At 70.2% G+C, this 25,129-nt stretch carries 26 protein-coding genes; 13 read left to right on the top strand and 13 right to left on the bottom strand.

Annotated elements, in window-relative coordinates:
• The first annotated feature begins 166 nt into the window (after positions 1-166).
• The 4 genes from SD626R_RS16080 to SD626R_RS16065 are packed head-to-tail and all read left to right on the top strand — an operon-like array spanning position 167 to position 4,294.
• Positions 167-1,279: a branched-chain amino acid ABC transporter permease gene (locus tag SD626R_RS16080; protein WP_092567318.1), complete on the top strand. Its 1,113-nt coding sequence runs from the start codon at positions 167-169 to the stop codon at positions 1,277-1,279.
• Positions 1,276-2,649, top strand: coding sequence for a branched-chain amino acid ABC transporter permease (locus SD626R_RS16075; RefSeq protein ID WP_092567317.1), 1,374 nt, complete (start codon positions 1,276-1,278; stop codon positions 2,647-2,649). The genes SD626R_RS16080 and SD626R_RS16075 overlap by 4 nt, the downstream gene beginning before the upstream one ends.
• Positions 2,646-3,593 (top strand): ABC transporter ATP-binding protein, encoded by a 948-nt coding sequence (locus SD626R_RS16070; RefSeq protein WP_241996683.1) that lies wholly within the window; start codon positions 2,646-2,648, stop codon positions 3,591-3,593. Before SD626R_RS16075 ends, SD626R_RS16070 begins: the two co-directional genes overlap by 4 nt.
• Positions 3,590-4,294 (top strand): ABC transporter ATP-binding protein, encoded by a 705-nt coding sequence (locus SD626R_RS16065; protein WP_092567316.1) that lies wholly within the window; start codon positions 3,590-3,592, stop codon positions 4,292-4,294. Before SD626R_RS16070 ends, SD626R_RS16065 begins: the two co-directional genes overlap by 4 nt.
• Positions 4,295-4,499: 205 nt before the next feature.
• Here the strand turns inward: SD626R_RS16065 and SD626R_RS16060 are convergent, their stop codons facing one another.
• Both SD626R_RS16060 and lipA read right to left on the bottom strand, forming a co-directional pair.
• Positions 4,500-5,888 carry an ABC transporter substrate-binding protein gene (locus tag SD626R_RS16060; RefSeq protein ID WP_092567315.1) on the bottom strand — a complete coding sequence of 463 codons (1,389 nt, stop codon included), beginning with the start codon at positions 5,886-5,888 and terminating at the stop codon, positions 4,500-4,502.
• 176 nt (positions 5,889-6,064) lie between these two features.
• Positions 6,065-7,003 (bottom strand): lipoyl synthase, encoded by a 939-nt coding sequence (lipA, locus tag SD626R_RS16055; RefSeq protein WP_092567314.1) that lies wholly within the window; start codon positions 7,001-7,003, stop codon positions 6,065-6,067.
• A gap of 133 nt (positions 7,004-7,136) precedes the next feature.
• Here lipA and SD626R_RS17370 point away from each other — a divergent pair, with 133 nt between their 5' ends.
• A complete protein-coding gene (locus tag SD626R_RS17370) occupies positions 7,137-7,262 on the top strand; it encodes a hypothetical protein (protein WP_255310235.1) in 126 nt (41 codons plus the stop codon).
• A gap of 48 nt (positions 7,263-7,310) precedes the next feature.
• On the opposite strand, the gene SD626R_RS16050 is transcribed toward SD626R_RS17370, so the two are convergent.
• From SD626R_RS16050 to SD626R_RS16040, 3 genes are all read right to left on the bottom strand, one after another.
• Positions 7,311-7,784 carry a hypothetical protein gene (locus SD626R_RS16050; RefSeq protein ID WP_241996682.1) on the bottom strand — a complete coding sequence of 158 codons (474 nt, stop codon included), beginning with the start codon at positions 7,782-7,784 and terminating at the stop codon, positions 7,311-7,313.
• A 171-nt stretch (positions 7,785-7,955) separates the two neighbouring features.
• Positions 7,956-9,440 (bottom strand): sodium:solute symporter family protein, encoded by a 1,485-nt coding sequence (locus SD626R_RS16045; RefSeq protein WP_092567312.1) that lies wholly within the window; start codon positions 9,438-9,440, stop codon positions 7,956-7,958.
• Positions 9,437-9,721 carry a hypothetical protein gene (locus tag SD626R_RS16040; protein ID WP_092567311.1) on the bottom strand — a complete coding sequence of 95 codons (285 nt, stop codon included), beginning with the start codon at positions 9,719-9,721 and terminating at the stop codon, positions 9,437-9,439. Before SD626R_RS16040 ends, SD626R_RS16045 begins: the two co-directional genes overlap by 4 nt.
• Before the next feature lie 177 nt (positions 9,722-9,898).
• On the opposite strand from SD626R_RS16040, the gene dnaG reads away from it, so the two are divergent.
• Positions 9,899-11,476, top strand: coding sequence for a DNA primase DnaG (gene dnaG, locus SD626R_RS16035; RefSeq protein ID WP_092567310.1), 1,578 nt, complete (start codon positions 9,899-9,901; stop codon positions 11,474-11,476).
• 36 nt (positions 11,477-11,512) lie between these two features.
• On the opposite strand, the gene SD626R_RS16030 is transcribed toward dnaG, so the two are convergent.
• From SD626R_RS16030 to gatD, 4 genes are all read right to left on the bottom strand, one after another.
• On the bottom strand, positions 11,513-12,511 hold the full coding sequence (locus tag SD626R_RS16030) for a prepilin peptidase (protein WP_092567309.1): 999 nt from the start codon (positions 12,509-12,511) through the stop codon (positions 11,513-11,515).
• 111 nt (positions 12,512-12,622) lie between these two features.
• Complete coding sequence (locus SD626R_RS16025) at positions 12,623-12,838, bottom strand: hypothetical protein (protein WP_092567308.1); 216 nt, start codon at positions 12,836-12,838, stop codon at positions 12,623-12,625.
• A gap of 24 nt (positions 12,839-12,862) precedes the next feature.
• On the bottom strand, positions 12,863-13,972 hold the full coding sequence (locus tag SD626R_RS16020; RefSeq protein ID WP_092567307.1) for a GNAT family N-acetyltransferase: 1,110 nt from the start codon (positions 13,970-13,972) through the stop codon (positions 12,863-12,865).
• Positions 13,969-15,291 (bottom strand): Glu-tRNA(Gln) amidotransferase subunit GatD, encoded by a 1,323-nt coding sequence (gatD, locus tag SD626R_RS16015; RefSeq protein WP_092567306.1) that lies wholly within the window; start codon positions 15,289-15,291, stop codon positions 13,969-13,971. Before gatD ends, SD626R_RS16020 begins: the two co-directional genes overlap by 4 nt.
• Before the next feature lie 157 nt (positions 15,292-15,448).
• On the opposite strand from gatD, the gene SD626R_RS16010 reads away from it, so the two are divergent.
• The 4 genes from SD626R_RS16010 to SD626R_RS16970 all read left to right on the top strand — a co-directional run bounded on the left by SD626R_RS16010 (position 15,449) and on the right by SD626R_RS16970 (position 17,128).
• The gene (locus SD626R_RS16010) at positions 15,449-15,811 is read left to right on the top strand and encodes an Hsp20/alpha crystallin family protein (RefSeq protein WP_092567340.1); all 363 of its coding nucleotides are present in this window, start codon (positions 15,449-15,451) and stop codon (positions 15,809-15,811) included.
• Positions 15,812-15,949: 138 nt separating this feature from the next.
• Positions 15,950-16,588 carry a deoxyribose-phosphate aldolase gene (gene deoC, locus SD626R_RS16005; protein ID WP_092567305.1) on the top strand — a complete coding sequence of 213 codons (639 nt, stop codon included), beginning with the start codon at positions 15,950-15,952 and terminating at the stop codon, positions 16,586-16,588.
• An 83-nt stretch (positions 16,589-16,671) separates the two neighbouring features.
• The gene (locus SD626R_RS16000; RefSeq protein ID WP_092567304.1) at positions 16,672-16,896 is read left to right on the top strand and encodes a hypothetical protein; all 225 of its coding nucleotides are present in this window, start codon (positions 16,672-16,674) and stop codon (positions 16,894-16,896) included.
• A gap of 70 nt (positions 16,897-16,966) precedes the next feature.
• Entirely contained in the window at positions 16,967-17,128 is a 162-nt protein-coding gene (locus SD626R_RS16970) for a hypothetical protein (RefSeq protein ID WP_176697344.1), read from the top strand.
• A gap of 4 nt (positions 17,129-17,132) precedes the next feature.
• On the opposite strand, the gene SD626R_RS15995 is transcribed toward SD626R_RS16970, so the two are convergent.
• The 3 genes from SD626R_RS15995 to SD626R_RS15985 are packed head-to-tail and all read right to left on the bottom strand — an operon-like array spanning position 17,133 to position 19,758.
• Positions 17,133-17,942, bottom strand: a complete 810-nt coding sequence (locus tag SD626R_RS15995) for an ABC transporter ATP-binding protein (protein ID WP_092567303.1) — start codon at positions 17,940-17,942, stop codon at positions 17,133-17,135.
• Positions 17,930-18,733 carry an ABC transporter permease gene (locus SD626R_RS15990; RefSeq protein ID WP_092567302.1) on the bottom strand — a complete coding sequence of 268 codons (804 nt, stop codon included), beginning with the start codon at positions 18,731-18,733 and terminating at the stop codon, positions 17,930-17,932. The genes SD626R_RS15995 and SD626R_RS15990 overlap by 13 nt, the downstream gene beginning before the upstream one ends.
• Positions 18,733-19,758 carry an ABC transporter substrate-binding protein gene (locus tag SD626R_RS15985; protein ID WP_092567301.1) on the bottom strand — a complete coding sequence of 342 codons (1,026 nt, stop codon included), beginning with the start codon at positions 19,756-19,758 and terminating at the stop codon, positions 18,733-18,735. Before SD626R_RS15985 ends, SD626R_RS15990 begins: the two co-directional genes overlap by 1 nt.
• Before the next feature lie 227 nt (positions 19,759-19,985).
• Between SD626R_RS15985 and SD626R_RS15980 the strand changes: the two genes are divergently transcribed.
• Both SD626R_RS15980 and SD626R_RS15975 read left to right on the top strand, forming a co-directional pair.
• Positions 19,986-20,897, top strand: coding sequence for a 1,4-dihydroxy-2-naphthoyl-CoA synthase (locus SD626R_RS15980; RefSeq protein WP_092567300.1), 912 nt, complete (start codon positions 19,986-19,988; stop codon positions 20,895-20,897).
• A 74-nt stretch (positions 20,898-20,971) separates the two neighbouring features.
• Entirely contained in the window at positions 20,972-21,340 is a 369-nt protein-coding gene (locus SD626R_RS15975) for a cupin domain-containing protein (protein ID WP_092567299.1), read from the top strand.
• 403 nt (positions 21,341-21,743) lie between these two features.
• Here SD626R_RS15975 and SD626R_RS15970 read toward each other — a convergent pair whose 3' ends face one another.
• Positions 21,744-22,295: a hypothetical protein gene (locus tag SD626R_RS15970; RefSeq protein WP_092567298.1), complete on the bottom strand. Its 552-nt coding sequence runs from the start codon at positions 22,293-22,295 to the stop codon at positions 21,744-21,746.
• A gap of 113 nt (positions 22,296-22,408) precedes the next feature.
• Between SD626R_RS15970 and SD626R_RS15965 the strand changes: the two genes are divergently transcribed.
• On the top strand, positions 22,409-25,105 hold the full coding sequence (locus SD626R_RS15965) for an AAA domain-containing protein (protein WP_092567339.1): 2,697 nt from the start codon (positions 22,409-22,411) through the stop codon (positions 25,103-25,105).
• Positions 25,106-25,129: the final 24 nt, after the last annotated feature.

Here is a 25,129-nt window from a genome sequence, read left to right as displayed (position 1 = left end):
CCGACGGGGGCTCGGCGTCCGGCGTCGCCGCCGAGGGCGCCGAGCGGTGGCGTGATTATATTCTCAAGACACTTTGTATGTGGCTAAACGTGACATACGTCGGGCGTTTCTGGGTAGAAAACGTCTTATAGGTTGATTCATAGGCTTTGATGAGGAGTGTTATCACGTGAGTGTCTCTGAAACGTACGTCCGGTACCGTCAAACCCTCAGCGAGGAACCGCTCGCCATCGGGGTCATACTCGTGGCCCTGTGGATGGTGTGGTCACTCGTCTCCGGGCTCCTGACTGGAGGGATCCAGATCAGCAGCCTCGCGTCCCTGGTATGGGACGGTCTGCTCAGGGGCCTGGTTATCGGCCTGGCCGGCATTGGACTCTCGATGACGTACAGCATTCTCAACTTCGCGAACTTCGCGCACGGCGACTACCTCACCACCGGAGCGTTCGCCGGGATGGGGACGAGCTACCTCATCGCCGGGATCGGCGAGAACAGCGTCGGGGCGCTCCTGCTCGTCGGCGCGGGGGGGTCAGTGTTCGGCGGGGCGCTCGGCATCGGCGTCACGACCGCGCCGATCGCCGTCGCCGTCGGGGCCCTCGTCGCGGGCGTCGCGGCGATCGTCTTAGCGCTCGGGATCGACCGGTTCGTCTACCGGCCGATCCGCGACGAGAGCGGTATCGCGCTGCTGATTACCAGCATCGGGGTCGCGTTCGCGCTCCGGTACCTGCTCCAGTTCGTCTACGGGGCCGGCGTCCGGGGGACGACCGCGGCGGGGTCGGTCCCGCGCGTGAACGTGCCCGCGATCGACGGGACGTTCCGCGTGACGGCGCACGACATCAGTCTCGTCGTCGTCGCGGCCGGCCTCATGCTCGGCGTCCACGTGCTGCTCCAGCGGACGAAGCTCGGGAAGGCGATGCGCGCGATGTCCGACAACGAGGACCTGGCGCGGATCACCGGGATCCCGACAGAACGGGTCATCCGCACGACGTGGATCGTCGGCGCCGGGCTCACGGGCGTCGCCGGGTACATGTTCGTCCTCTGGAAGGGGACGCTCGGCTTTAACGACGGCTGGCTGCTGCTGTTGTTGGTGTTCGCCGCGGTCATCCTCGGCGGGATCGGGTCGATATACGGCGCGATCGGCGGCGGGATCATCATCGGGCTGACCGCCTCCGTCTCCGTGATCTGGATCCCCTCCGAGTTCGGCCGCGCGGCCGCGTTCGTGGTGATGATCGTGATCTTACTGTTCAAGCCTGAAGGCATCTTCAGCGGGAGGTCGACGGCATGAGCGCCGAAGGTATTCGCGGGCGGTTCGAGGGGCTCTTCGAGCGCGACGCGACGCTCGTGATCGCCGTCCTCGGCGCCCTCTACCTGGCGTACATCCTCGCCGGCGTCGCCTTCGGCTACGAACTCCGCGGGCAGCTGAACTCGATCGCGAACCTCACCTTCTTCATCGGCGTGTTCGGCATGCTCGCGCTGGCGCTGAACCTCCACTGGGGGTACACCGGGCTGTTCAACATCGGCATCGTCGGCTTCATGGGAATCGGAATCTACACGACCGCGCTGATCTCGAAGCCGCCGGTGGGGGACGGCGCCGCGCAGGTCGGCGGGTTCGGTCTCCCGCTGCTCATCGGCGTTCCCGTCGGCGTGCTCGTCACGGCGCTCTTCGGGTTGCTCGTGGCGCTGCCCGCGCTCCGGCTCCGGGCGGACTACCTCGCGATCGTCACGGTGGCGTTCTCCGAGATCGTTCGGTTCACGATGATGTCCCGCACGTTCCAGACGTTCACCGTGCCGGACACCATCAGCCTCGGGCCGCTCGCCGTCAACCCGGCGGCCGACACGGTCGGGCTCGGCGGCGGCGGGGGGCTCATCCTGAACTACACGAACCCGCTCGAAGCGCTGCTTCGGGCCCTCTTCCTCTGGGAGCCGTACCTCGGCTTCGTCGGGTTCGTCGAGGCGAACGTCATCTCGAACAACCCGAAGCCGGTGCTCGACGGGCTGCTCTACGGGATCGTCCTCATCGTCTTCGTCGGGCTGTTCTACCTGCTGTTGTCCCGGATGGGCAAGTCGCCGTTCGGCCGCGTGCTGAAGGCGATCCGCGAGGACGAGGACGTCGCGAACGCCCTCGGGAAGGACACCGACCGGTTCAAGCTCACGGCGTTCGTGGTGGGCGCCGCGCTGATGGGGCTCGGCGGCATCCTCTGGTACTCCGGGCGCGGGAGCATCACGCCGCCGTCGTTCCGGCCGAACATCACCTTCTTCATCTGGATCGCGCTGATCATCGGCGGCGCGGGCTCGAACACCGGGAGCTTCCTCGGCGGCGCGATCTTCGCCGGGCTGCTGTACGAGGGACCGCGGTACTTCAAGAACCTCGTCCAGACGGCCTTCGAACTGGGCGACGCGCCGCGGAACTTCGGCGAGGCGATGGCGGGGTTCGCCTCGCTCGACCCGATGCCGTTCATCCTCTACACGCTCGACAGCGTCAGCCAGCTGCGGCTGGTGATCATGGGCGTGGTGCTGATCTGGCTGATGCACAACCGGCCGGAGGGGCTGCTCGGCCACCGAAAGGAGACCGCGTCCAGCGTCGACCTCGCGCGGCCGGGGGCCGGCGGGTCGACCGGGAAGCCGGCCGCCGCCGACGGGGGTGAGGAACAGTGAGCGAGACCGACGAATCCGCCGCGGGGGAGTCCCCGCCGGTCGAGGAGACCGCGGCCGACGCGGAGCCGTCGCCGGCCGGGGACGACGTCTCAGGCGACGAGTCGTCGCCGGACACCGATCTGACGGCGCTCGTCGAGGACGACCCCGACACGCACGCGGGGGACGACGACGGGCGGTACGCCCCCCTCGAAGTCGAGGGGCTCCGGAAGGAGTTCGGCGGGATCACCGCCGTCGACGACGTGAGCTTCGACGTCGAGGAGGGGACGCTCACCGGACTCATCGGCCCGAACGGGGCCGGCAAGTCGACGACGTTCAACCTCATCACCGGGATGCTCGACCCCACCGAGGGGACGGTCCGGTTCAACGGCGAGGACATCACCGGCCTCCAGCCCCACGAGATAGCGAACCGGGGCCTCGCGCGGACGTTCCAGATCGCCCGCGAGCTGGAGGAGATGACGGTCCTCGAGAACATGATGCTCGCGCCGAAGGGACAGGTCGGCGAGTCGCTGTGGCGGTCGGTCATGCCGTTCGTCCGGGGATCGGTGCGCGAGCAGGAGACCGAGCAGCTCGAACGCGTCTGGGAGGTGCTCGACTTCTTCGAGATCGACCACCTCGCCGACGAGTACGCCGGGAACCTCTCCGGCGGCCAGCGGAAGCTGCTGGAGATGGCCCGGGCGCTGCTGACCGACCCCGACGTGCTGCTGCTCGACGAGCCGTTCGCGGGCGTCAATCCGACGCTCGAAAAGCGGCTGCTCGAACACATCCACGAGCTGCGCGAGCGGGGGTACACCTTCCTCATCGTGGAACACGACATGGACCTCATCATGAACAACTGCGAGCGGGTCATCGTCATGCACCAGGGCCAGATTCTGAAGGACGGGACGCCGGCGGAGATCAAGGAGAGCGAGGAGGTCATCGAGGCCTACCTCGGAGGTGAGGTATGAGCCTCCTGGAGGTCCGCGACCTCGACGCCGGATACGGCGACCTCCAGATTCTCACCGACATCTACCTCGACGTCGACGGCGAGGAGTACGTCACCATCGTCGGTCCGAACGGGGCCGGCAAGTCCACCGTCATGAAGTCGGTGTTCGGCCTGACGACCCACATGGGCGGGACGGTGACGTTCGACGAGGAGGACATCAGCGGCACGAAACCGGAGGACGTGATCCACAAGGGACTGGGGTACGTCCCGCAGAGCGAGAACGTCTTCGCGGAGCTCGACGTCGAGGAGAACTTAGAGATGGGCGCGTACATCCTCGACGAGGTCCCGCAGGAGGAACTCAGAAAGGTGTACGACCGCTTCCCGATCCTCGAAGAGCGGAAGCACCAGCAGGCGGGCACGCTGAGCGGCGGCCAGCGACAGATGCTCGCGATGGGCCGCGCGCTGATGCTCGACCCCGAGCTGCTGCTGCTCGACGAGCCCAGCGCCGGGCTCGCGCCCGACCTCGTCGACGAGATGTTCGACAAGATCGACGAGATCAACGAGACGGGCACGGCGATCCTCATGGTCGAGCAGAACGCCAAGGAGGCGCTCAGACGCTGTGACCGCGGATACGTGCTCGCGAACGGACAGAACCGGTTCGAGGACGAGGGGACCACGCTACTGAACGACGAGGAGGTCCGCCGGGAGTTCCTCGGCGGGTAGTCGGCCGCCGCGCGTCGGCAGTCGGTCCGCGACGCGATCCGTTCTCGGTCAGATCGTTTGAGAGAGGGATCGAAGACGCACCGGTAGCGACGCGTCACTCGCGAGGGGGCGGCACACGAGCCGCGCCGCTCCTCGGTCGGAGCGCGCGAAAAAAACGAGAGAGTTCGGTCGGCCGCCCGGGTCGACGCGTCGGCCTCCGATCCGATCAGTTCCCGCTCGAAAGCGCCTGCTCGACGACGTTGGAGTACGACGACTCGCCGATGTTGAAGCTGATCTGGTCGTTCACCGTGCCGTCGAACGAGTCCTCGAACACGTTGCTGAACCGGTTCGAGAGCTGCTGGCCGTAGTCGTTGTTGACGTACAGCGTCGCGACGGTCGAGGCACCGAGCCGCTCGGAGGCGACTTGGGCCATGACCCGGCCCTGGAGCTGGTCGCTCGGGGCGGTCCGGAAGATGTAGTCGTCGTCTTCGAGGTTCGTCACCGACAGCGCGGTGCTCGACGGCGAGCAGCCGACGACCTCGTTCGGGATGAGCGCCTCCGTACAGACCGGGACGTTCACGCCGGACGAGGCGGTCCCGCAGACGGCGGGCACGCCCGAGTTGATCAGCGACTGCGCGCCGCTGACCCCCTGGTCGGGCGAGGTGTTCGTGTCCTCGAACTGGGCGTTCACCGTCAGGTCGAGGTCGGAGTCGTTGACCTGCTGGGCCGGGATCTCCGCCGCGCGGATCATCGGTTGGCCCGTCGACGCCAGGTCACCGGTCTCGGGCAACAAGATGCCGAGGCTCACCTCGCGACCGAGGCCGCCGGGCGCCTCGTCGGCCGAGGGACCGGCTCCGTCGGGGTTCTCGCCCGAGAAGCTCTGCGTCTCCTGGACGTCGACGGAGTCGGCGCTCTGACCGGCGAACTCCCAGATCTGGTAGGCCGCCGACGCCGGGTCGCCGTTCTGGTCGAAGTTGACGGCGCTCGACGCGCCCTGGTAGTTGATGTTATCGCCGTTCGCGGCCGCCTCGACGGCGTCGAGGAACTCCCCGGGCCCGTACGAGGTACCGTCGGGGTTCGCGATCCGACGGAGCTGGTCGCGGACCGCGGTCCCGTTGTTCTCGCCCGCCGCGACGTTCGCGAGGATGAGCGCCGCCGCGGAGTCGTACGACTGCGAGGTGAACACGCCGGGCGTCTCGTCGTACGTGTCCTCGTACAGGGTCGCGAACGCCTCCTGGTTCGGGCCGCCCGCCGCCGGCGCGGTCCCGGTGACGTTGTCCATCGCGTTGCCGACCTGACCGGGCAGCGAGGGGTCCTGGAGGCCGTCTGGGATGAGGATGTCCTCCGAGCCGTCCGAGGCGGCGTAGTAGTCGCGGAACAGCTGGATCCCGCTCTCGGGGTAACCGATGACGACGAGCAGATCCGGACTGCCGCCGCCGGAGCCGCCGTCGCCGGTGGACCCGCCGTCCTCGCCGTCCATTCCGTCGCCGCCGTCCTCGCCGTCTCCGCCGTCGCCGCCGTCTCCGCCGTCTCCCCCGGCACAGCCGGCGAGGCCGACCGCGCCAGCGACACCGACTGCCTTCAACACGTCACGCCGTCGTTTGTGGTATGACATACCCAGTCATATAGAGCCCTCTTTGATAAGTATATCCCTGTCAACTTCCGCACAGCTCCTGGCATTTGCACACATATTAGGTGTATTATCGCCGCCCGGCCCCGAGTCGTTTTCGGGGCGGTCGTAACAGAACCCGTACACGTTCCCCGGTCCCTCCCGGTCGCACGCGGCTGTCGTCAGTCCCCGCCGGCCGCGCGCGCCTGGCGGCGGGCGTCCTCCGGCGAGCGCCCCTCGCGGAGCAGCGCCTCGACGAACAGCTCGCCGGCCTTGTACGACGAGCGGACCATCGGTCCCGAGGCGCAGTAGAGGAAGTCGAACTCCTCCTCGGCGACCGCGCGCCAGGTCTCGAAGGCGTCGGGGTGGACGTAGTCGAACACGTCGAGGTGCGAGCGCGACGGCCGGAGGTACTGGCCGAAGGTGACCACGTCGACGCCGACCTCGCTGAGGTCGCCGAGCGTCCGGTACACCTCGTGGGCGTACTCGCCGACGCCGAGCATGAGGCTCGTCTTGGTGTGGACGTCGGACTCGCGGTTCACCCGGTCGAGCACGGCGAGCGACTGCTCGTAGTCGGCGCGTCGGTCGCGCACGGGCCACTGGAGGCGCTCGACCGTCTCGACGTTGTGGGCGATCACGTCCGGCCCGGCGTCGATGATTCGGTCGATCGCGTCCGGATCGCCCTGGAAGTCGGGGATCAGCGTCTCGACGAGGATCCGCGGGTCGCGCCGCTTGATCTCGCGGATCGTCTCGGCGAAGTGCGCGGAGCCGCCGTCCGCGAGGTCGTCGCGGTCGACGGAGGTGAGGACGACGTAGTCGAGCCCGATCTCGGTCACCGCCTCGGCGACGTTCGCGGGCTCGTCGGGGTCGAGCGGCTCCATCCCGCCCGTCTCCACGTCACAGAAGTTACAGCCGCGCGAGCAGCGGTCTCCCATCAGCATGAACGTCGCGGTGCCGGGGCCGTCGCGTCCCGACCAGCATTCGCCCATGTTCGGGCAGTTGGCCTCTTCACAGACGGTGTGGAGGTCGCGCTCGCGGAGGCGCTCCTTAATCTCCGTGAATCGGGAACCGGAGGGGGGCCGCGACTTCAGCCAGTCCGGCTTCCGACGGCCGCGTTGCATACCCGACCCACGGCGGCCGCGTGCAAAAACGTGCGGGTCACCGACGAGACCGACGTCGGTCGACCGCGACGAACCGGTCGGACGCCCGACGGCAACAACACTTTGTTATCGTGAACAGATACGAAACTATCCGATGTTCGACGTCGCCGGCTTCCTCGGGCTGGGCGCGTACTACGCGCTCGCGACGCGACGGGGAATGTTCGCGACCGCCGCCGAGCGCGCGGTCGACGGCGGCGGCACCGCAGCGGACGGCGACTGACGGGACCGTCGCCCCTCGGGGGAGCGATCCCGATCGAGACCGACGCGCTCAGATGAAGAATCCCTTGACCGCGTTGATCACCGTCCACTTGACCCGTTCGACGGGCCTGCCCGCCTCCCCGGTGATCACGATGTCGTCGGCGGCGACGGCGTTCCGGAAGGCCGCGGCGGGGTTGTCGGCCGCGACGAGCTCCTCGACCGTCTCTCGGTCGGTCGTGATCTTCCGTCTCGCGTCCTCGCTGCGGCTGTCGTCGAGGTCGGTGATCCGGTTCTGTCGGTCCATGGTGATCGAGTACGTGACCTCCGACGACCCGTCCTGGATGTAGATGTTACTCGTCCCGGCGAGGTTGACGGGACCGAGGTCGACCGAGTCCGCGTTCTCGTTGTACGCGGGGACCATCTCCTCCAGCGACTCATACAGGTCGTCGCCGTCGTCGGCCTGCGCGGCCGCGCCGTCGTCGGACTGCGCGACCGCGACGCCGGCCAGCGCGCCCGCGAGCAGGACCGCGACGGCGAGGATCATGGAAATACGTCTCATAGTAGTTCTACGATTAGATGGTAGTGTGAGCATATAAACTATCGGTGTGTGAGCCGCGGTCCGGCGTCCGCGGCCGTTCGATCGACGCCGACCGGGGACCGACACCGGAAGACGGGACCGACACGGGGGGCGGAGATCGACGCCCGACGACGGATCTCAGTCGCCCGCGACCGCGAACCGCGAGGCGTCGCCCTCGGCGCTCGGCGCGGTGAGGAGCGAGACGCCGACGGTGAGGACGGCCGAGAGCGCCATCAGCCCGAGCGCGACGTCCCAGCCGCCGAGGACGGTCCGCGGGAGCGTCGGGACGAAGCCGACGACCGCCGACAGCACCACCGCGAGGTAGGCGAGCTGCGGGACGAGCACGCCGGCGATCATCCCGGTCCGGGTGGTCCGCTCCCAGTAGAGCGCACAGATGACCGGGAGCGCGAGCAGCGCGAACCCGGAGAATGCTGTGTCGCCGACCTCGATCAGCGTCCCGGGCCGGAACAGGCTGGCGATGAACGCGAGCAGCGCGAAGGCGGCGACGCCGAGCCGGGCGACCCACGCCTCGCGCTCCGCCGAGGCGTCGGCGTTGATCACGGGCCGGTAGAGGTCGCGGGTGAAGTACGACGACCCCGACAGCAGCATCGAGTCCGACGAGGACATCATCGCGGCCATCGCTCCGGCGATCACGAGCGCCGCGAACCAGGCCGGCGCGTACTCGTTCAGCACGACCGGGAGCACGTTCGCACCCTCGGGCACGTCGACCGGCATCCCGGCCGCCCACGCGCCGATCATGAACGCGGGGACGAACAGCAGGAGGACGAGCACCGGCCACAGCGCGAACGACCGCTTCAGCGTCTCGCCGGACTTCGCGACGAAGAACCGCTGGTTGATCTGCGGGAACATCGTCACGCCGAACGCGATGGTGATCGCCGTGGAGACGATGAAGCCGACCGAGTAGGTGCCGCCGCCGAAGTTCCCGAACTCGGGGCGGGCGTCGAGCATCGCGCCGGTGGCCGCGCCGACGCCGCCGACGGCCGACACCACCCAGACGGCGGCGATCCAGACGACGGAGAGCATGAAGAGTCCCTGTATCGTGTCCGTCCACGCGACCCCGCGCATCCCCGCGAGGACGACGTAGAGGATCATGAAGGCCGTGATGAGCGCCGCGCCGCCCCAGTAGGGGACGACGCCGTCGGTGAGCCCGACGAGGGCCTCGCCGGCGCCCATCTGCTGGAGCATGACGTACGGGAACAGCCAGAGGAGGCTCACGCCGGCGACGAGCGCCCGGAGCCCGGTCGAGCCGAACCGGTCGCCGAGCATCTCCCCGAGCGTCACGTAGCCGTTGCGGTTCCCGATCAGCCACTGCTTGTAGCCGATCGCGTACCACAGCACGGCGAACAGCACGCCGTCGAGCGTCCCCATCACGATCAGCCACTCCGGGCCCGCGAGGTACGCGAGGTTCGGCCCGCCGAAGAAGGTGAACGCGGACAGCAGCGTGGCGAAGGTCGTGAACAGCAGGACGACCGTGCCGATCGACCGGCTCGCGAGGTAGTAGTCCTCTGCTGTCGTCTCCGAGACGCGGTAGGCGACGAGGCCGACCGCGAGCGCTAAGAGGAGGTACCCGACGACGATGCCGAGCGAGAGCCCGAGCGTCACGGCCGATCACCCCGGGCGGGGGGAGCCCTCGGATCGCCGCCCGCGCCGCGGTCGTCCCCGTCCGCCTCGGGCCGGAGCCCTATCCCGCGCTCCCACGCGCCGCTCCGGGCGAACCGCGAGAACAGGACCGCACAGAGCCCGAGCCACGCGACGTGCCACCAGATCCACACCGGAAGCCCGGCGACGACGCGGTCGGCGCCCCACAGCGGCCACGGCACCGCGAACGCGACGAGCATGGCGAACGTCGGAATCCACACGATATCTCTCCGAGGTCGTCTCATATCGAAAGATCACGTCTTTGAAGGCTTAAGTCTTATCGAACAGGTTCGATACGATGTATTGTAGAATATATTTCTTCAAAGAGGCTCGACGGTGGCGGGTGCGATAACTATTTTCGGCGACGTGCACAACGACGCACGGACGGCGGACGCCGTCCGATCATCACCATTCACATTCCCATGAAAGACACAGAAAAATACCTGATTCACGCCACCATCGCGGCGGACGGCGTCGTCGAGCGGAGCGACGTCGTCGGCGCGGTGTTCGGCCAGACCGAGGGGCTCCTCGGCGACGAGTTGGACCTCCGCGACCTCCAGGAGTCGTCGCGGGTCGGGCGGATCGACGTCTCCGTCCAGTCGGAGAACGGCCAGTCGTTCGGCGAGGTCACCGTCGCGTCGAGCCTCGACAAGGTCGAGACCGCGATCCTCGCGGCCGCGCTGGAGACGATAGACCGCATCGGTCCCTGCCAGGCCTCCGTGGAGGTGACGAGCATCGAGGACGTGCGGGCGGCGAAGCGCCGCGAAGTCGTCGAGCGCGCCAAGGAGCTCGTCGCCGGCGGCTTCGAGGAGACGAGCCTCGCGAGCGACGACATCCTCGAAGAGGTCCGCGAGGCCGCCCGCGTCGAGGGGATCGTCGACTACGAGGGGCTACCCGCGGGCCCCCGCGTCGGCGACTCGGACGCCGTCATCGTCGTCGAGGGCCGCGCGGACGTGCTCACGCTGCTCGACTGCGGGATCAAGAACGCGGTCGCCGTCGAGGGGACGAACGTCCCCGACGCGGTCGCCGACCTCACCGCCGACCGGACCGTCACCGCCTTCCTCGACGGCGACCGGGGCGGCGAGCTCATCCTCCGCGAGCTGGCGCAGGTGGGCGACGTCGACTACGTCGCCTTCGCACCCCCCGGCGAGTCGGTGGAGGACCTCGACCGCACCGCCGTCTTCGAGGCGCTCCGCGGGAAGGTCCCGTACGGGAGCCTCGCCGACGAGCCCAACCTCCGCGAGGCGGCCGCGGACGACGAGACGGCGACCGAATCCGACGACGCCGGTACCGAGGCGCCGGACGCCGAAGTATCGGAGAGGGACGTGTCGGACGCCGAAGCCCCCGATCCGGGGACGGACGGCGTCGTCGCGGAGGCGGCCCGCGGGGCGACGGAGGGCGGGCTCGTCGAGGCCGTCGAGGAGACGCCGCCGGCCGCGGCTACCGACGCGACGGCCGACGGGTCGGTCGCGGTCGACGCCGTCGAACCGGAGGCGAGCGACCCCGATTCCGCGGACGGGAGGCGACAGGACGGCGCGGACCCCGGCCCGGAACCCGACGAGTCGGCGGCAGACGAGACGGAGCCGGACTCGGGTGCGGAGGGAGAGACGGATGCGGACTCGGAGCCGGAAACGGAGACGATGTCGACCGGCGACGACGCCGATCGAACCGATGACGACGCCCCCGTCGACGACGAACCGCGGTCCATCGAGGAGCACGTGCAGGAGGTCGTCGACGCCGGGAGCGACCGCGCCCGCCTGCTCGGCGACGACCGCGGCGTCCTCGCGGAGGTCGACGCGAGCGACGCGTTCGACGCGGTCGAGGGGACCGAGACGGCCCCGCACACGGTCGTCGTCGACGGCCGGATCGACCAGCGGCTGCTCGACGTGGCGGCCCAGCGCGGGGTGAGCGAACTGCTCGGCCGCGAGCTCGGCGAGTTCGTGAAACGGCCCGTCGGGACGCGCGTCCTCACGGTCGGCGACCTCCGCGCGGGCAGCTGAGGGCCGGCGGTGCGACGGGGTCCCGGCTCCTTCGGCTCAGACGAGTCCGACGGCGCCGAGCAGCGCGAACAGCGCGTCGCCGTACGTCAGCGAGACGACCAGCCCGGCCGCCATCGGGACGACGAACGGCATCCCCGGCGACACCAGCACCCGGTTCTCCCGGGCGACGACCGCCAACCCGCCGCGGAGCGTCTCGGCGTCGGTGCCGTACGCCCCGTGGTCGATCTCGTCGAGGAAGCGCTCCGCGGCCCACGGGTCGTCGGGACGGTCTCCGGAGGAGTCGACGCCCCCGTCGCCGACGCCGGTCGCCGTCCCCCCGTCGGTCCGCGGGCCGACGTGGGTCCCGCCGTCGGTCGGGTCGAACGTCTCGCCGACGCTCTCCGGGTCGCGGAGGCGGTCCGGGTCGTCGCGCAGGTCGGCGAGCGTCAGCCCGCGCCACCGCAGGTACATCCGGAGCGCGTCCAGGTCCAGCCCGCTCCGGGTCTCGCCAGCGTCGTCCTCGTACAGCCGGCCGTGGCGGCCCGACAGGGACTCGGTCGGCACCGGCCGGGCGAGGAACATGTTCGCCGAGACCTCGCCGCGGAGGAGGTTGAGCCCGGCGAGCCCCAGCGGATACGCGAGTCCGAGCAGCACCGTGTTCGTGAGGACCGTGAGCGAGAAGACGCCGATCTGGGTCTCGACGAGCGGGAACTCGGCGCCGGCGGCGACGTACTCGGGGAACGTCGGGAAGAGGAGCGCGAGCGCGATCAGCGCCTTCGCGTCCGCCCCGCCGAACGCGCCGAGGTACCAGAAGGCGTAGCCGAGCGGGGCGACGAACAGGACGCTGATCGCGGCCTGCACGAGGAACAGCCGGCCCTCGACCCCCGCGAGCGGCCACATCGCCGCCGTCTCCCACACCAGCAGCAACGCGCCGGACGCGTACAGCGGCGGCCAGATCCGGTTCGGGAGGCGTCGGGTCCGGACGTCCCGCAGCGCCGCCCACGCGAAGACGGGGACGGCGAGCAGCCGCAGGAGGTCCGGGAGCGTCGCGAACATGTCCCCACGGCCGCCGCGGGCATAATTAGGCGTTCGGGTTCGGCTATCGTGACCGATAGCGCGAGCCGCCGGCCGGGAGACGCGGACGGGAGCGACCGCTTTCGGTACGCGTCACCGCGCCGGTCCCGCGTCGCGGTGGAGGTACAGGTACGCGAGCACCGGGAGGATCGTGAACACGAGCGTCGAGACCCCCCAGACGGCCGCGTAGCGGTTCCCGCGCGCCCTCGCATCGCGGTAGATCCACGCCGCGGCGGCGACGACGACGCCGTAGACCACGACCGTGAGCGGGAGCGACCACGGCAGGGCGACCCCGGAGAGGAGCGTCATGGTGTCCCGTTCGGCCGCCGACGCTTATAGTTCGCCCGTGAGGTCCGCCCGCATGACGAAGTCGGGCTCGGCGGCGACGGGCACCCGGTTCGCGCCGGTGTCGCTCACGTGGTCGACCGTCTCGGGGATCAGGACGCGGGTCGCGTCGGCGTCGACCGCGGCCGCGTCCGCCGCGATCGACGCGTAGAGCGCGCCCGCGGCGTCGACGTCGCGCCACGCGGCGGCGCCGTACTCGGCGGTCCGCTCGGGGCCGCCCCCGCACTCCTCGTCGCTCGGGCCCTCGGAGACGCGGGTCCGGACCGCGACGCCGGCGAGCGCGTCCGCGTCGGCGACGGCGACCAGTCGGTCCTCGTCGGCCGCGACCCGGAGGCGCTCGCGGGTGAGCGCGGAACACGCCCACGGCTCGTCGCCGTCGAGCGCCAGCCCACGCAGGTGGTCCCGCGCGTCGCTGTCGCTCCAGAGCGCCCACGCGGCGTCCGGGTCTGGGTCGGTGACGGGACCGATCCCGTCGGTCTCGGCCGCGTCGGCCGCGTCGGCCGCGCCGACCGCGTCTGCGTCGGGCGTCGGCTCCGCGAACCGGAACTCGGTCGCGGGCTCGAAGCCGACCGCGCGCGACTGGCCGAGCCCGGCGACGTTCCACGAGAACACCATGTTCCGACAGACGGCCGCGCCGCGCTCGCGCGCCCAGTCGAGCGCGGCCTCCGAGAGCGCGGTCCCGACCCCGAGGCCGCGGGCCGCGGGGTCGACCCGGATCCCCTGTCCCCACGCCTCCCAGTCGGAGAGCATGACGCCCTGAATACAGCCGACGACGGCCTCGGGCTCGCCGGCGGCGGCCGCGCCCGTCCCGTCGCCCTCGACGAGCGTGTCGTCGGGCTCGCGGTCGTCGCGTCCGCCGGCGTTCTCGGTCGCGCCGGCCTCGCCGCCCGCGCCGCCCGCGACCGCCGCGGGCGGCAGCGTCGCGACGAAGGTGCCGGCGTCGGGGTCGTCGGACGCCGCCCACTCGGGGAACACGCGCGGGATGTAGTCGTCGTGGCGCTCGCCCCACGTGTCGCGCGCGAAGGCCGCGACCGCGTCGGCGTCGGCCGGCCGGGCCTCGCGGACGATCACGTCGAACTCGCCTCCCGCCGCCGTCATCGCCAGGGCCGCGACTCCTCGGTCAGCTCGCCGGCGAGGTCGCGGCCCATCGCCCCCTTCGGGTCCGACAGGTTCGCCAGCGCCCACATCAGCTTCACCTTCGCGGTGCCGGGGAGGGTGTCGCCGGCCTCGACGACGCCGGCGTCGAGCAGGTCGCGGCCGGTGTCGTAGACGCGGTCGCAGACGCGGCCGGCGAGGCACTGGCTCGTCATCGCGACGACGGTCCCGCCCTCGACCAGCTCCTCGATCCGCGGAATGAGGTCGGTGTGGACGTGGCCGAGCCCGGTCCCCTCGATCACGACGCCGTCCTTGTCGCCGAGGTAGTCCCACGCGGCCGGGTCCATGCCGGGCGTGAACTTCGCCAGCTCCACGTCGGCGTCGAGGTCGGTCGCGGTCGTGAGGTCGGCGTCGGCGCCGTCTTCTCCGTCGCCATCGCCCGCCACGCGCCCCCGCGGGAGCGGCTTGCGGGCCCACTCGATGGCGTCGTCCGCGGCGTCGCCGTCGGCGCCCGCCTCGGCCGCGGCCTCGTAGTCGATGCGACCGAGAGGCGCGGCGCCGACCGTCTCGAAGGCGTCGCGCCGGGAGGTGTGGTTCTTCCGGACGCGCGTGCCGCGGTGGAGCGCGCAGGCGTCGTCGGAGGGGCTCGCGTGCATGCAGACGAGCGTCTCGGCGTGGTCGGCCTTCGCGGCCTCGACGGCGCAGACCGCGTTCATCACGTTGTCGGAGGAGGGCCGGTCCGCGGAGCGCTGGCTCCCGGTGAAGACGACCGGGACGGGCGAGTCGAGCATGAAGGAGAGCGCGGAGGCGGAGTACTGCATCGTGTCGGTGCCGTGCATCACGACGACGCCGTCGGCGCCCGCCTCGACCTCCTCGGCGACCGCCTCGGCGAGCTCCCGCCAGATGGACGGCTCCATGTTCTCGGAGAGGATGTTCGCGACGACCCGGCCGCGGTAGTTCGCGCGGCCGGCCAGATCGGGGACCGCCCGCAGCACGTCCTCGGCGTCGAACTGCGCGGTGACGGCGCCGGTCCGGTAGTCGACGGTGGAGGCGATCGTCCCGCCGGTGGAGATGAGCGAGACCGTCGGCAGGTCGTCGTCGAAGGTGATCTCGGAGGCCTCGCCGCCGCCCGCGTCGGCCCCGTCGTCCACGTCGCGGGCGCCCGATTCGAGCACCTCGACGTCGGCCGCGTCGCGGTCGACGCCGACGTTGTACCCCCCGTCGAGCTTGACGACGAGGTGGTCGCGAGTCGTCGAGGGGAGCAGTACGCCCTCGTTCGTGACGTCCCCGCGCTCGACGCGGACGCGATCTCCCGGTTGCATACCACCCGCTTCCCCTGCGGCGGACTTGAATCCAACCGTTCGCGGTCCAGGACCGCGAACGCGTCCTCGACGGTTGATATCAAGCCGCACAGTTCGTAAAGTTCATATAGAATCGCTACCCTATGATCGATTGCACTCGAGGTGGTCAGCAATGGCCATGCCGACGCCAGCCAGTTCGTGGACGCAAGGATTCGACTTCCCGAGCCGACTGTTCGAATCGGGCGGTAACGACTACGAGCTGTACGAGGAGGACGACGAGTTCGTCCTCACGGTAGAGCTCCCCGGGTTCGACCCCGCGGAGATCACGGCCTCGTGGGACGGCGGCGTCCTCAACATCGCCGCCGAACACGAGGACGAGGAGCGCGGCACGCGCCGGACCTACCACCGCCGGTTCCGCTTCCCGAGGACCGTCGACGAGGACGGCATCGAGGCCTCCTATCAGAACGGTATCCTGACCGTGCGGCTCCCCGCCGTCGTCGACGCCGCGGTGACCGGCACCGAGATCGAGATTGAGAGCTGACGCGGCGACTGCCTCCCGCCGACGCCGACCGGTCGCGGACCGGTTCCCCGGTGGCGCGCACCTCCGATCGGCGCGCATCCCCGGTTGGCACGCCTCCCCGTCGACACGCCTTTTATCGGTCGCGCGAACCGTGAGCGCATGGACCGCGACGCGTTCGCCGCCAGCATCGACCACACCGTGCTCGGCCCGGAGACGACGTGGGCGGACGTCGAGACCGTCCTCGACGAGGCCGCCGACCACGGGATGAACGCCTGTATCCCGCCCTGCTACGTCGCCGAGGCGGCCGACTACGCGAACGCCCCGTCGACGATCGCGACCGTGGTCGGGTTCCCGCACGGCCAGCACGCGCCCGCGGCGAAGCGGGACGAGGCGGTGGGCGCGTGGGAGGACGGCGCCGACGAGCTCGACCTCGTCATCAACGTCGGCCGCCTGAAGGCGGGCGAGGACGACGCCGTTGCCGCCGAGATCGCCGGCGTCGTCGCCGCGGTGCCGGTCCCGGTGAAGGTGATCATCGAGGCCGCGCTCCTGTCCGACGCCGAGAGGCGCCGCGCCTGCGAGGCCGCCGTCGACGCCGACGCCGACATGGTGAAGACCTCCACCGGGTTCGCCGACGGCGGCGCCGCGGTGTCGGACGTGGAGCTGATGAGCGACTACCTCCCGGTGAAGGCCTCCGGCGGCGTCGGTTCCTACGACGAGGCGATGGCGATGCTCGACGCGGGCGCGACGCGGATCGGCGCCTCCTCCGGCGTCGAAATCGTCGAGGGATTTCCCGAGTGAGAGGGGTCGAGCCCCGACCCAGCGTTCCCTCGCCGTGAGAATCCCGTCGTGAGCATTTATTACCGGAGCGCCTACGCGGGGGTATGAGCCACTCGCGCGGATCGCCGCGTCCGGACCTCGACACGGCCTTCAAGACGTTCGGTGCGGTCGGTATCCTCATCTCAGTCGCGCTGACCGTCGGCGTGCTCGCCCTCACGGACCCGTTCGGCGAGTACGTCGCCGCCTCCCCGGCGCTGTACGGGAGCCTGCTGTCGGTCGGGCTGCTCGCCGCCGTCGGCTACGCCGCGTACGCGCTGCGCCGGCGCTGAACCGCGGTCGCGTCCGAGAGCGCGGCGCTCGCTCCGAGGGGTTAACAGACCGGCGACCGAATCGGGGGGCATGAGCGACGAGCCGATCGAGACCGCCGTCAAGCGGTTCCTCGACGAGACCGAGTCCGCGCTGGACGACTACGACCAGGGATACGCCGACGCCGACGCGACGCTGTCGGTGATACGGAGCCGCATGGACGAGCTGGCGGCCGCGGTCGACGAGGAGAGCTAGCGAGCTACGGCCGCGCGCCGATCAGCTCCCGGACGCGGGCCACGTGCTCGCCGAAGGCCGGGTCGCCGCGCTCGCGGGGGCGGTCGACCTCGACGTCGACCACCTCGGCGACGCGGCCCGGCTCGGCCGCCATCACGACGATCCGGTCGGCGAGCGTCACCGCCTCGGCGACGTCGTGGGTGACGAAGAGTACCGTCTTCCCGGTCGACGCCCACACGTCGAGCAGCTCCCGCTGGAGCATCTCCCGGGTCTGCGCGTCGACCGCGCCGAACGGTTCGTCCATCAGGAGCAGCTCGGGGTCGACGGCCAGCGCCCGCGCGATGGCGACGCGCTGTTTCATCCCGCCCGACAGCGACTTCGGGTACGAGTCGCGGAACTCGGTGAGCCCGACGAGGTCGAGCATCTCGTCGACGCGGCGCTCGCGCTCGGCCGCGGACCGGTCGCTCCGTTCGAGCCCGAACCCGACGTTCTCCTCGACCGTGAGCCACGGGAACAGGTGGTACTCTTGGAAGACGACGCCCATGTCGGTCGTCGGCCCGGTGACAGGGGTGCCGGCGAGCCGGACCTCTCCGTTGGTGGCGTCGGCGAGCCCGGCGATGACTCGGAACAGCGTCGTCTTCCCGCAGCCGGACGGGCCGACGAGACAGACGAACTCGCCGCTCTCGACCGCGAACGTGACGTCGTCGAGCGCGCGGACCGGCTTCCCGTCGCCGTCGTACGTCTTGCCGACGCCGTCGACGACGACGCCGGACTCCCCGGCGACCGCGCCCGTGCGATCGTCCGTCGCCATCGGCCCGTCGTTCACGCCCGCCACACTAACACCCTCCGCTGGACGGCGCGGAACGCCACGTCGACGAGGAGGTACATCAGGCTCAACACGAGGATGTACGCGATCACCGTGTCGACGAGGAGGTTGTTGCTCGCGCGGAGTATCTCGCGGCCGACCCCCGGCACGCCGAAGATCTCGGAGGCGACCACGAGCATCCAGCAGCGCCCGAGGCCGGTCCGGACCCCGGTGAGGATCCCCGGCAGCGACGCCGGGAGGACGATCGACCGGACCATGTCGAGGTCACCGCGGACGCCGAGCGTGCGGCCCACGTCGAGCAGGTCCTCGGAGACCCCCTCGACGGCCTCGTACGCCGCGTAGTAGTTGATCCAGAAGGCGCCGACGGCGATGATGAACGCCGCGCCGGCGTCGTTGATCCCGAACCACGCGATCGCGAAGCCGATCAGCGCGAGCGGCGGGACGGGCCGGAGCGTCCGCACGAGCGGCGCGGTCACGTCGTCGAGCAGGCCGCTCCACGAGAACGCGACGCCGGCGGCGACGCCGAGTCCCGTGCCGACGACCGTCCCGGGGAGCCAATGGCGGATACTCGACCGCAGCGCGGCCGTCATCGTGCCGGAGGCGAACTCCTCCGCGAAGGCGTCGCCGACCGCCGCCGGCGACGGCAGCACGTACGCCGGCTGCGTGAGCGAGACCAGGTGCCAGACGGCGACGAAGCCGACGACGCCGGCGGCGCCGCGGAGGAGCCGCCGCGGGTCGCCGAGGCCGAGGCCGTCGCGGAGCGCTCCCCCGTCGAACCGGCTCCCGGTGTCGGTCGACATCAGAGCGAGTCGTAGGCCTCGTAGTCGAAGATCGCCTCGTTCGACAGCCGTTCATCGATCTGCCCGTTGTTCGCCGCGAACTCCGAGAACACCGGGGTCGCCTCGGCGATCTCCCGGGGATCGGTGACGAAGTTAGACAGCGGCGAGTCGAGCGCGCGCCGGGCGCGGTCGGCGGGCATCCCGATCCCCGACTCGACGTGCTGGGCGGTCGCGTCCGGGCTCTCGTCGATGAACTCGGTCGCGCGGACGTGCTGTTCGAGGAACTGCGCGGCCAGCGGCGACCCGCGGACCGCGTCGCTCATCAGCGTGACCGCCGCGGGCTGGCCGGGGAGGATCTCGGCCGCCGTTCGCAGCATCGTCACGGACGAGCCCTCCTCGGCGGCGATCGTCGGCACCGGCTCCATGATCGAGGTCCCGTCGATCTCGTCGTTGGCGATCGCCTGCCAGACCGCGCTGGCACCGTTGATTTCGATAATCTCGACGTTCTCGTTCGACTCCGGCTCGACCCCGATCTCTTGGAGCCAGTAGCGGAGCAGCACGTCCGGGACGCTCCCCTGCGGGAACGTGCCGAAGCGGAAGGGGCGACCGTTCTCCTCGGCCCACGTCGCGAACGCGTCGCCGCCCTCGGCCTCGAACGGCTCGTGGAACGGCTCCTCGGCCATGATCCCCATCGGCTCGCGGATGTTCGCCGCGGTCACCTGCGCGGAGATCCCCCGATCGATGACGATCATCGCCGGCACGATGCCGAACATGGCGACGTCGATGTCGCCGCCGCCGAACGCCTGGACGATCGCCGGGCCGTCGGTGAACTCTCGCCCCGTGATCTCGGCGTCGATATCGGAAAAGTACCCCTCGCCCTCCATCACGTACCACTGGAGGTCGGGATAGATCGGCATGTGAGCGACCGTCAGCTCGTCGAGACCGCCGCCACCGCCGCCGAGACAGCCCGCGAGCCCGAGCGTCGCGGCGCCGCCCGACGCGGCGAGGAAGGACCGACGCGACGTCGGCGCGTGTGTGTCGTACATACGCTCGAAACGGCCGCGGCGTCCAACACCCCCGCGTCACCAGCAACGAAGGCGGATTTCGATGACGCACCGATTCGTGCGTATTCGCCCCGATAGGGCTTTAGGAATCGTATCAACAGCACCTGATTGGAAATCTGTTGTCACCGATTGACGCAATATTTGTGGAACCTCGGGCGACGGGCGACCGACCCGCCGTCGTTTATGCGATCGGCCGTCAACGGGGACGCATGGTCTCGGAGATCTTCGACCCCGACGCGTGGGAGCGCGTGACCGACGAGTTCGACGACATCACCTACCACCGCGGCGTCGACGTGCCGGCCGTCCGGATCGCGTTCGACCGCCCCGAGGTCCGGAACGCGTTCCGGCCGGGCACCGTCGACGAGCTGTACGCCGCGCTCGACCACGCGCGCAAGCAGGCGGACGTGGGCTGCGTCCTCCTCACCGGTAACGGGCCCTCCGAGAAAGACGGCGGCTGGGCGTTCTGTTCCGGCGGCGACCAGTCGGTGCGCGGCGGCTCCGGCTACGAGTACCGCGACGGCGACGAGGCGGGCGACGAGGACGACCCGCTCGTGAAGGAGGCGCGCGCGGGGCGGCTCCACATCCTCGAAGTCCAGCGGCTGATCCGGTTCATGCCCAAGCCCGTCGTCGCGGTCGTCCCCGGCTGGGCGGTCGGCGGCGGGCACTCGCTCCACGTCGTCTGCGACCTGACGCTCGCGAGCGACGAGCACGCGAAGTTCCTCCAGACCGACCCCGACGTGGCCTCCTTCGACGGCGGGTTCGGCTCCGCCTACCTCGCGAAACAGATCGGTCAGAAGAAGGCCCGCGAGGTGTTCTTCCGCGGGAAGACCTACTCCGCCGCGGAGGCCGCGGACATGGGGATGGTCAACGAGGCGATCCCCCACGAGGATCTGGAGGCCGTCGCGCTGGAGTGGGCCGACGAGATGACGAAGAAGTCGCCGACCGCGATGCGCATGCTGAAGTACGCGTTCAACATGACCGACGACGGCATGGTCGGCCAGCAGGTGTTCGCCGGCGAGGCGACCCGGCTGGCGTACATGACCGAGGAAGCTCAGGAGGGTAGAGACGCCTTCCTAGAGAAGCGCGAGCCCGGGTTCCGCGACTATCCCTGGCACTACTGAGGCGGCAGTCGACCACGCTCCGGAGGCGCGGCCCACGCGCCACGGTTTAACCGCCGCCCCGCCAACGGGCGCGCATGGAGAAGGTGACCCTCGCAGACGCGTTCGCGTCGATCGACGAGCGCTGGGATCCCCACCTCGCCGGCGAACTGAACGGGCAGGCCGTGAAGCTCGCGAAGGCCGAGGGCGAGTTCGTCTGGCACAGTCACGCCGACGCCGACGAGCTGTTCCTCGTCACCGACGGTCGCCTCCGGATCGAGTTCCGCGACCGCGAGGACGTGACCTTGGAAGAAGGCGAACTACTCGTCGTCCCCCGCGGGACCGAGCACCGCCCGGTCGCCGAACCGGAAGCGCAGATCCTCCTGTTCGAGCCGGCCGGCACGCGGAACACGGGCGACGTGGAGAACGAGTTGACCAGAGAGGAGCTGGAACGCGTCGACGACTGAGCCGGGGATTCGCTGTGCGGTGGCGCGTGCCGCCGAGCGCCCAGCGGGCGCGAGGAGCGCGCGCGAGGGAGTCGCTGGCGCCACCGGCGCCAGCGACGAGGCTGGGGAGGTGTGAGGCTGCGGTGCGGAGCGGTGCGGGGCGGGACTCAAAAGGGCAGCCGCGAGGGCGAAGCACGGCGCAGAAAGCACTACAAGAAGCGAGCAACGCGAGCGACTGAAGCGCGCAGCAAGCCGCGCGAGTCCTCGCGGCTGGGGCTTTGGAGATCTCTTCCGCGCCACGCCAGAAGAGAACGTATAGCCGGGCGACTAGATATTTGGAGGCCTCCACCGCGAACGCGACGATCGCGGTCCGACCGATACGAGTGCGACTGAAAGACCCCCGATCCGCGTCAGCGATCCCGTATTAGTGGAACCCGCGGTCGACATCGTCCTCGTCGATCAGGTCGTCGAGTTCGGACGAGAGCAGCTCCTCGGCCTCGTCGAAGGTATCGGAGAGCTCGTCAAGCTCGTCCGGACGCCCGTCGAACCGGTAGTCCATCGGGCCGAACGCGGGCGCGTCGATCGCCTCCATCACGTCCTCGAACAGGTGGTCGGGGTCCGTCGGCGCCTCCGCGTGGACCTTCAGCGTCTCGCGAAGTCGCGTCGCGACGTCCTCCGCCGCTTCCTCGTCCTCTGGCGGCGACCGCACCGCGAACCGGCCCTCCGACTTCTCGTCTGGGAGGAGAGGGTCGAGTTCGCCGTCGACCTTGCGAGCCACCCGCGCGCCGACGCCGCGGAGGTCGCGAGGGTTCTTCGCGTACGTCTTGAGGTGGTAGACGCCGACGTTCGGGTGACCGAAGTAGAGGTCCTCGCCGAGCCCCTCGCGCCGGGAGCCGGCCACGGCCCGCCAGCCGTCCGGATCGGTCGCGTCACTCGCGACGTCGGAGAGGATATCGTCCCAGTCTCGGACGCGCATGTCACCGTATCGTAGCGGGGAGACGCGCTTGAGCGTGTCGGTCGCGGCGGGGAGCGGGCGACGCGGTCGACCCCCACCGACAGCGTTTTTCGAGGCCGCCGCCGATGACGGCCGTGAACGTTCGGGGGCCGATCCTCTCCGTCGGGGAGACGCGGACGGTGTCGACGTCGTACGGGGACCGGGAGCTCCGCGAGCTCCGGATCCGTCCCGAGCGCGGCGCGGCCGACCCGGTCGACGTGACGCTGTGGGGGAAGTGGACCGAGACCGCCGAGCACGCCGAACCGGGTATGGAGCTGTTAGTGACCGACGCCGAGGAGGACGAGTTCGGCGGCGAGACGGGGTACGCGACGACGGGCGACTCGTGGGTCGTGCTCGAGCCCGACTTCCTCGTCGACGTGACCGGGATCCGGTCGTGGGTGCAGTGCCCGCGGATGTACTATTTAAATAAGCTCTCCGGGATCCCGCTCAACTACCCGGTGGTCAAAGGGACGATCGTCCACGAGGTGTTCGGCGACCTCCTGCGCGGGATGGAGCTGGAGGCGTCGGTCGCGGACCGCGTCGAGGAGGCGGGCCTCGAACTCGGACTGTTGGAGTACGAGCCCGAGGAGGTCGCCGACGAGGTGCGCCGCAACGCGGCCGCGATCGAGGGGTGGCTCTCGCAGGGAACCCTCTCCGACGAGGACACGTGGCGGTCGGAGTTCACGCTCATCTCGCCGACGTTCGGCCTGAAGGGGCGCGCCGACGCGCTCCGTCGCGGGACCCCCGTGGAGCTGAAGACCGGGAAGAACACCAAGCGGGAGCCGCGCTTCCACGACAAGATCCAGGCGGCCTGCTACGCGCTTATGCTGGAGGAACGCGGCGTCGACCCTGACATCGGAACCCTGCTGTACACCAAGAACACCGCCCTGGACCGCAACGAGGAGTCCGGCGACCTCGCGCCCGCCAAGGAGTTCTCGGTGGGCCGGGAACTGCTGGAGTTCGTCGTCCGCGAGCGCAACGCCCTCGCCGCGATGGAGTGGCGCGCGCTCAACGACCCCGGCGAGCGCCCGACAGTCCCGACCGGGTACGAGGCCGACGCGAAGTGCGAGTACTGCTTCGAGCAGGACACCTGCATGGTCGTCTCCGGCCGCCTCGATCAGGAGTCGAAGGCGGGGTCGGTCGGGACCCCCGTGCCGGACGCGGAGCGCGACTACTTCGACCGCTTCTACGTCGCCTTGGAGGAGGAGCGCCGCGAGACCCACGCCGAGTACCGGAAGCTGTGGGAGCAGACCCCGGCGGAGCGCGCCGCGGACGACCGCGCGCTGATCGACTTAGAGCCGGTCTCGCAGACCGAGATCGACGACGCCCGGTGGGAGCTCCGCGCCCGTAAGCCGGGCGACGCCGTCTCCAAGCTCCGCGAGGGCGACGTGGCGCTCGCGAGCGACGGCGATCCCGTGAGCGGCCACGGCGAACTCGGCCGCATCACCGAACTGGGGAGCGACGCGGTCGTCGTCGAAACGGACGAACCGGTCGAGCTCCGCCGGCTGGACGTCTATCCCTCCGAGATCTCCGTCGACCGGTCGCTCACCGCGCTCCACGACGCGATCCTGAAGGGGACCGACGCGCGAAAGGACGTGCTGTTCGGGCGGCGCGAGCCGGAGTTTCGGGACTCCGTCGAGCGCCCTGAAGGCACTCCCGACGCCTACATCGGCAACAACGACGCCCAGAACGAGGCGGTCGAGCTCGCGGTCGACGCCGAGGACTGCGCGCTCATACACGGCCCGCCGGGCACCGGGAAAACGTACACCATCGCGCGGACGATCCGCGCACTGGTCGAAGAGGGGAACCGGGTGCTGCTCTCGGCGTTCACGAACCGCGCGGTCGACAACGCCCTCGAAGCGTTGCGCGATCAGGGCTTCGACGACGTGCTCCGCGTGGGCACCGAGACCGGCGTTCGGGACGACATGCGGGACGTGCGGCTCGTCCAGCGCGGCGACCCGAACGCGAAGGCCGCCGAGCTGCGCGACGCACCGGTGGTCGCCGCCACGACCGCGGCCTGCGGCTCCCGGGTGCTGCGCGAGTGCGAGTTCGACGTGGCGCTCGTCGACGAGGCCTCCCAGCTCACGGAGCCGGGCACCCACGCCGCGATCAACCGCGCCGATCGGTTCGTGCTCGTCGGCGACCACGAGCAGCTCCCTCCGGTCGTTCGGGCCGAGAACGACCTGCAGACGTCGCTCTTCCAGCGCCTCATCGAGGCGTACCCCGACGCGAGCGTCATGCTCGACCGCCAGTACCGGATGAGCCAGCGCATCCAGGCGTTCGCCTCCGCGGAGTTCTACGACGGCGCGCTCCGCCCCGCGACCCCCGAGGTGGCCGGGCAGACGCTCGCCGACCTCGGCGTCGACCCCGACGCGCTCGCGCCCGACCTCACCGGCGGCGTCGGGTTCGTCGACCCGGACGGCGAGCGCGACGGCAACCGGAACGTCCGCGAGGCCGAGCGCGTCGCAGCGATCGTCGACGCCTACGTCGCCGCGGGCGTCGACCCGGGCGACATCGGCGTGATCGCCCCCTTCCGGGCGCAGGTCGCGGAGATCGGCCGCCGGACCGACGTGACGGTCGACACCGTCGACCGCTTCCAGGGCTCCTCGAAGGAGGTGATCGTCGTCTCGCTGGTCGCAACCGGCGACCTCGACGGGCCGATATTCGAGGACCACCGCCGGATGAACGTCGCGCTCACGCGGGCGAAAAAGCAGCTGACGCTGGTCGGCGACGCCGACGCGCTCGCTTCCGAGCCGTTCTACGAGCGCATGCTCGACTGGGCGCGGCGGTGAGGCGAAGGTGGCGACGCGACGGCG

The organism is Halorubrum sp. SD626R (assembly GCF_001261915.1).
Taxonomy (GTDB): Archaea; Halobacteriota; Halobacteria; order Halobacteriales; family Haloferacaceae; genus Halorubrum.
This window is presented reverse-complemented; position numbering and strand designations above follow the sequence as displayed.

What these genes read in the sequence shown, in the direction of transcription:
- SD626R_RS16020 (WP_092567307.1), bottom strand. Translation starts at nt 13,972, where the DNA reads ATGACGGCGGCGGGAGGCGAGTTCGACGTGATCGTCCGCGAGGCCCGG.
- SD626R_RS15990 (WP_092567302.1), bottom strand. Translation starts at nt 18,733, where the DNA reads ATGTCGACCGACACCGGGAGCCGGTTCGACGGGGGAGCGCTCCGCGAC.
- SD626R_RS15980 (WP_092567300.1), top strand. Translation starts at nt 19,986, where the DNA reads ATGGTCTCGGAGATCTTCGACCCCGACGCGTGGGAGCGCGTGACCGAC.
- SD626R_RS16030 (WP_092567309.1), bottom strand. Translation starts at nt 12,511, where the DNA reads ATGTTCGCGACGCTCCCGGACCTCCTGCGGCTGCTCGCCGTCCCCGTC.
- SD626R_RS16060 (WP_092567315.1), bottom strand. Translation starts at nt 5,888, where the DNA reads ATGTCATACCACAAACGACGGCGTGACGTGTTGAAGGCAGTCGGTGTC.
- SD626R_RS17370 (WP_255310235.1), top strand. Translation starts at nt 7,137, where the DNA reads ATGTTCGACGTCGCCGGCTTCCTCGGGCTGGGCGCGTACTACGCGCTC.
- SD626R_RS15975 (WP_092567299.1), top strand. Translation starts at nt 20,972, where the DNA reads ATGGAGAAGGTGACCCTCGCAGACGCGTTCGCGTCGATCGACGAGCGC.
- SD626R_RS15985 (WP_092567301.1), bottom strand. Translation starts at nt 19,758, where the DNA reads ATGTACGACACACACGCGCCGACGTCGCGTCGGTCCTTCCTCGCCGCG.
- SD626R_RS15970 (WP_092567298.1), bottom strand. Translation starts at nt 22,295, where the DNA reads ATGCGCGTCCGAGACTGGGACGATATCCTCTCCGACGTCGCGAGTGAC.
- SD626R_RS16040 (WP_092567311.1), bottom strand. Translation starts at nt 9,721, where the DNA reads ATGAGACGACCTCGGAGAGATATCGTGTGGATTCCGACGTTCGCCATG.
- deoC (WP_092567305.1), top strand. Translation starts at nt 15,950, where the DNA reads ATGGACCGCGACGCGTTCGCCGCCAGCATCGACCACACCGTGCTCGGC.
- SD626R_RS16065 (WP_092567316.1), top strand. Translation starts at nt 3,590, where the DNA reads ATGAGCCTCCTGGAGGTCCGCGACCTCGACGCCGGATACGGCGACCTC.
- SD626R_RS16010 (WP_092567340.1), top strand. Translation starts at nt 15,449, where the DNA reads ATGCCGACGCCAGCCAGTTCGTGGACGCAAGGATTCGACTTCCCGAGC.
- gatD (WP_092567306.1), bottom strand. Translation starts at nt 15,291, where the DNA reads ATGCAACCGGGAGATCGCGTCCGCGTCGAGCGCGGGGACGTCACGAAC.
- dnaG (WP_092567310.1), top strand. Translation starts at nt 9,899, where the DNA reads ATGAAAGACACAGAAAAATACCTGATTCACGCCACCATCGCGGCGGAC.
- SD626R_RS16970 (WP_176697344.1), top strand. Translation starts at nt 16,967, where the DNA reads ATGAGCGACGAGCCGATCGAGACCGCCGTCAAGCGGTTCCTCGACGAG.
- SD626R_RS16025 (WP_092567308.1), bottom strand. Translation starts at nt 12,838, where the DNA reads ATGACGCTCCTCTCCGGGGTCGCCCTGCCGTGGTCGCTCCCGCTCACG.
- SD626R_RS16050 (WP_241996682.1), bottom strand. Translation starts at nt 7,784, where the DNA reads ATGATCCTCGCCGTCGCGGTCCTGCTCGCGGGCGCGCTGGCCGGCGTC.
- lipA (WP_092567314.1), bottom strand. Translation starts at nt 7,003, where the DNA reads ATGCAACGCGGCCGTCGGAAGCCGGACTGGCTGAAGTCGCGGCCCCCC.
- SD626R_RS16000 (WP_092567304.1), top strand. Translation starts at nt 16,672, where the DNA reads ATGAGCCACTCGCGCGGATCGCCGCGTCCGGACCTCGACACGGCCTTC.
- SD626R_RS16075 (WP_092567317.1), top strand. Translation starts at nt 1,276, where the DNA reads ATGAGCGCCGAAGGTATTCGCGGGCGGTTCGAGGGGCTCTTCGAGCGC.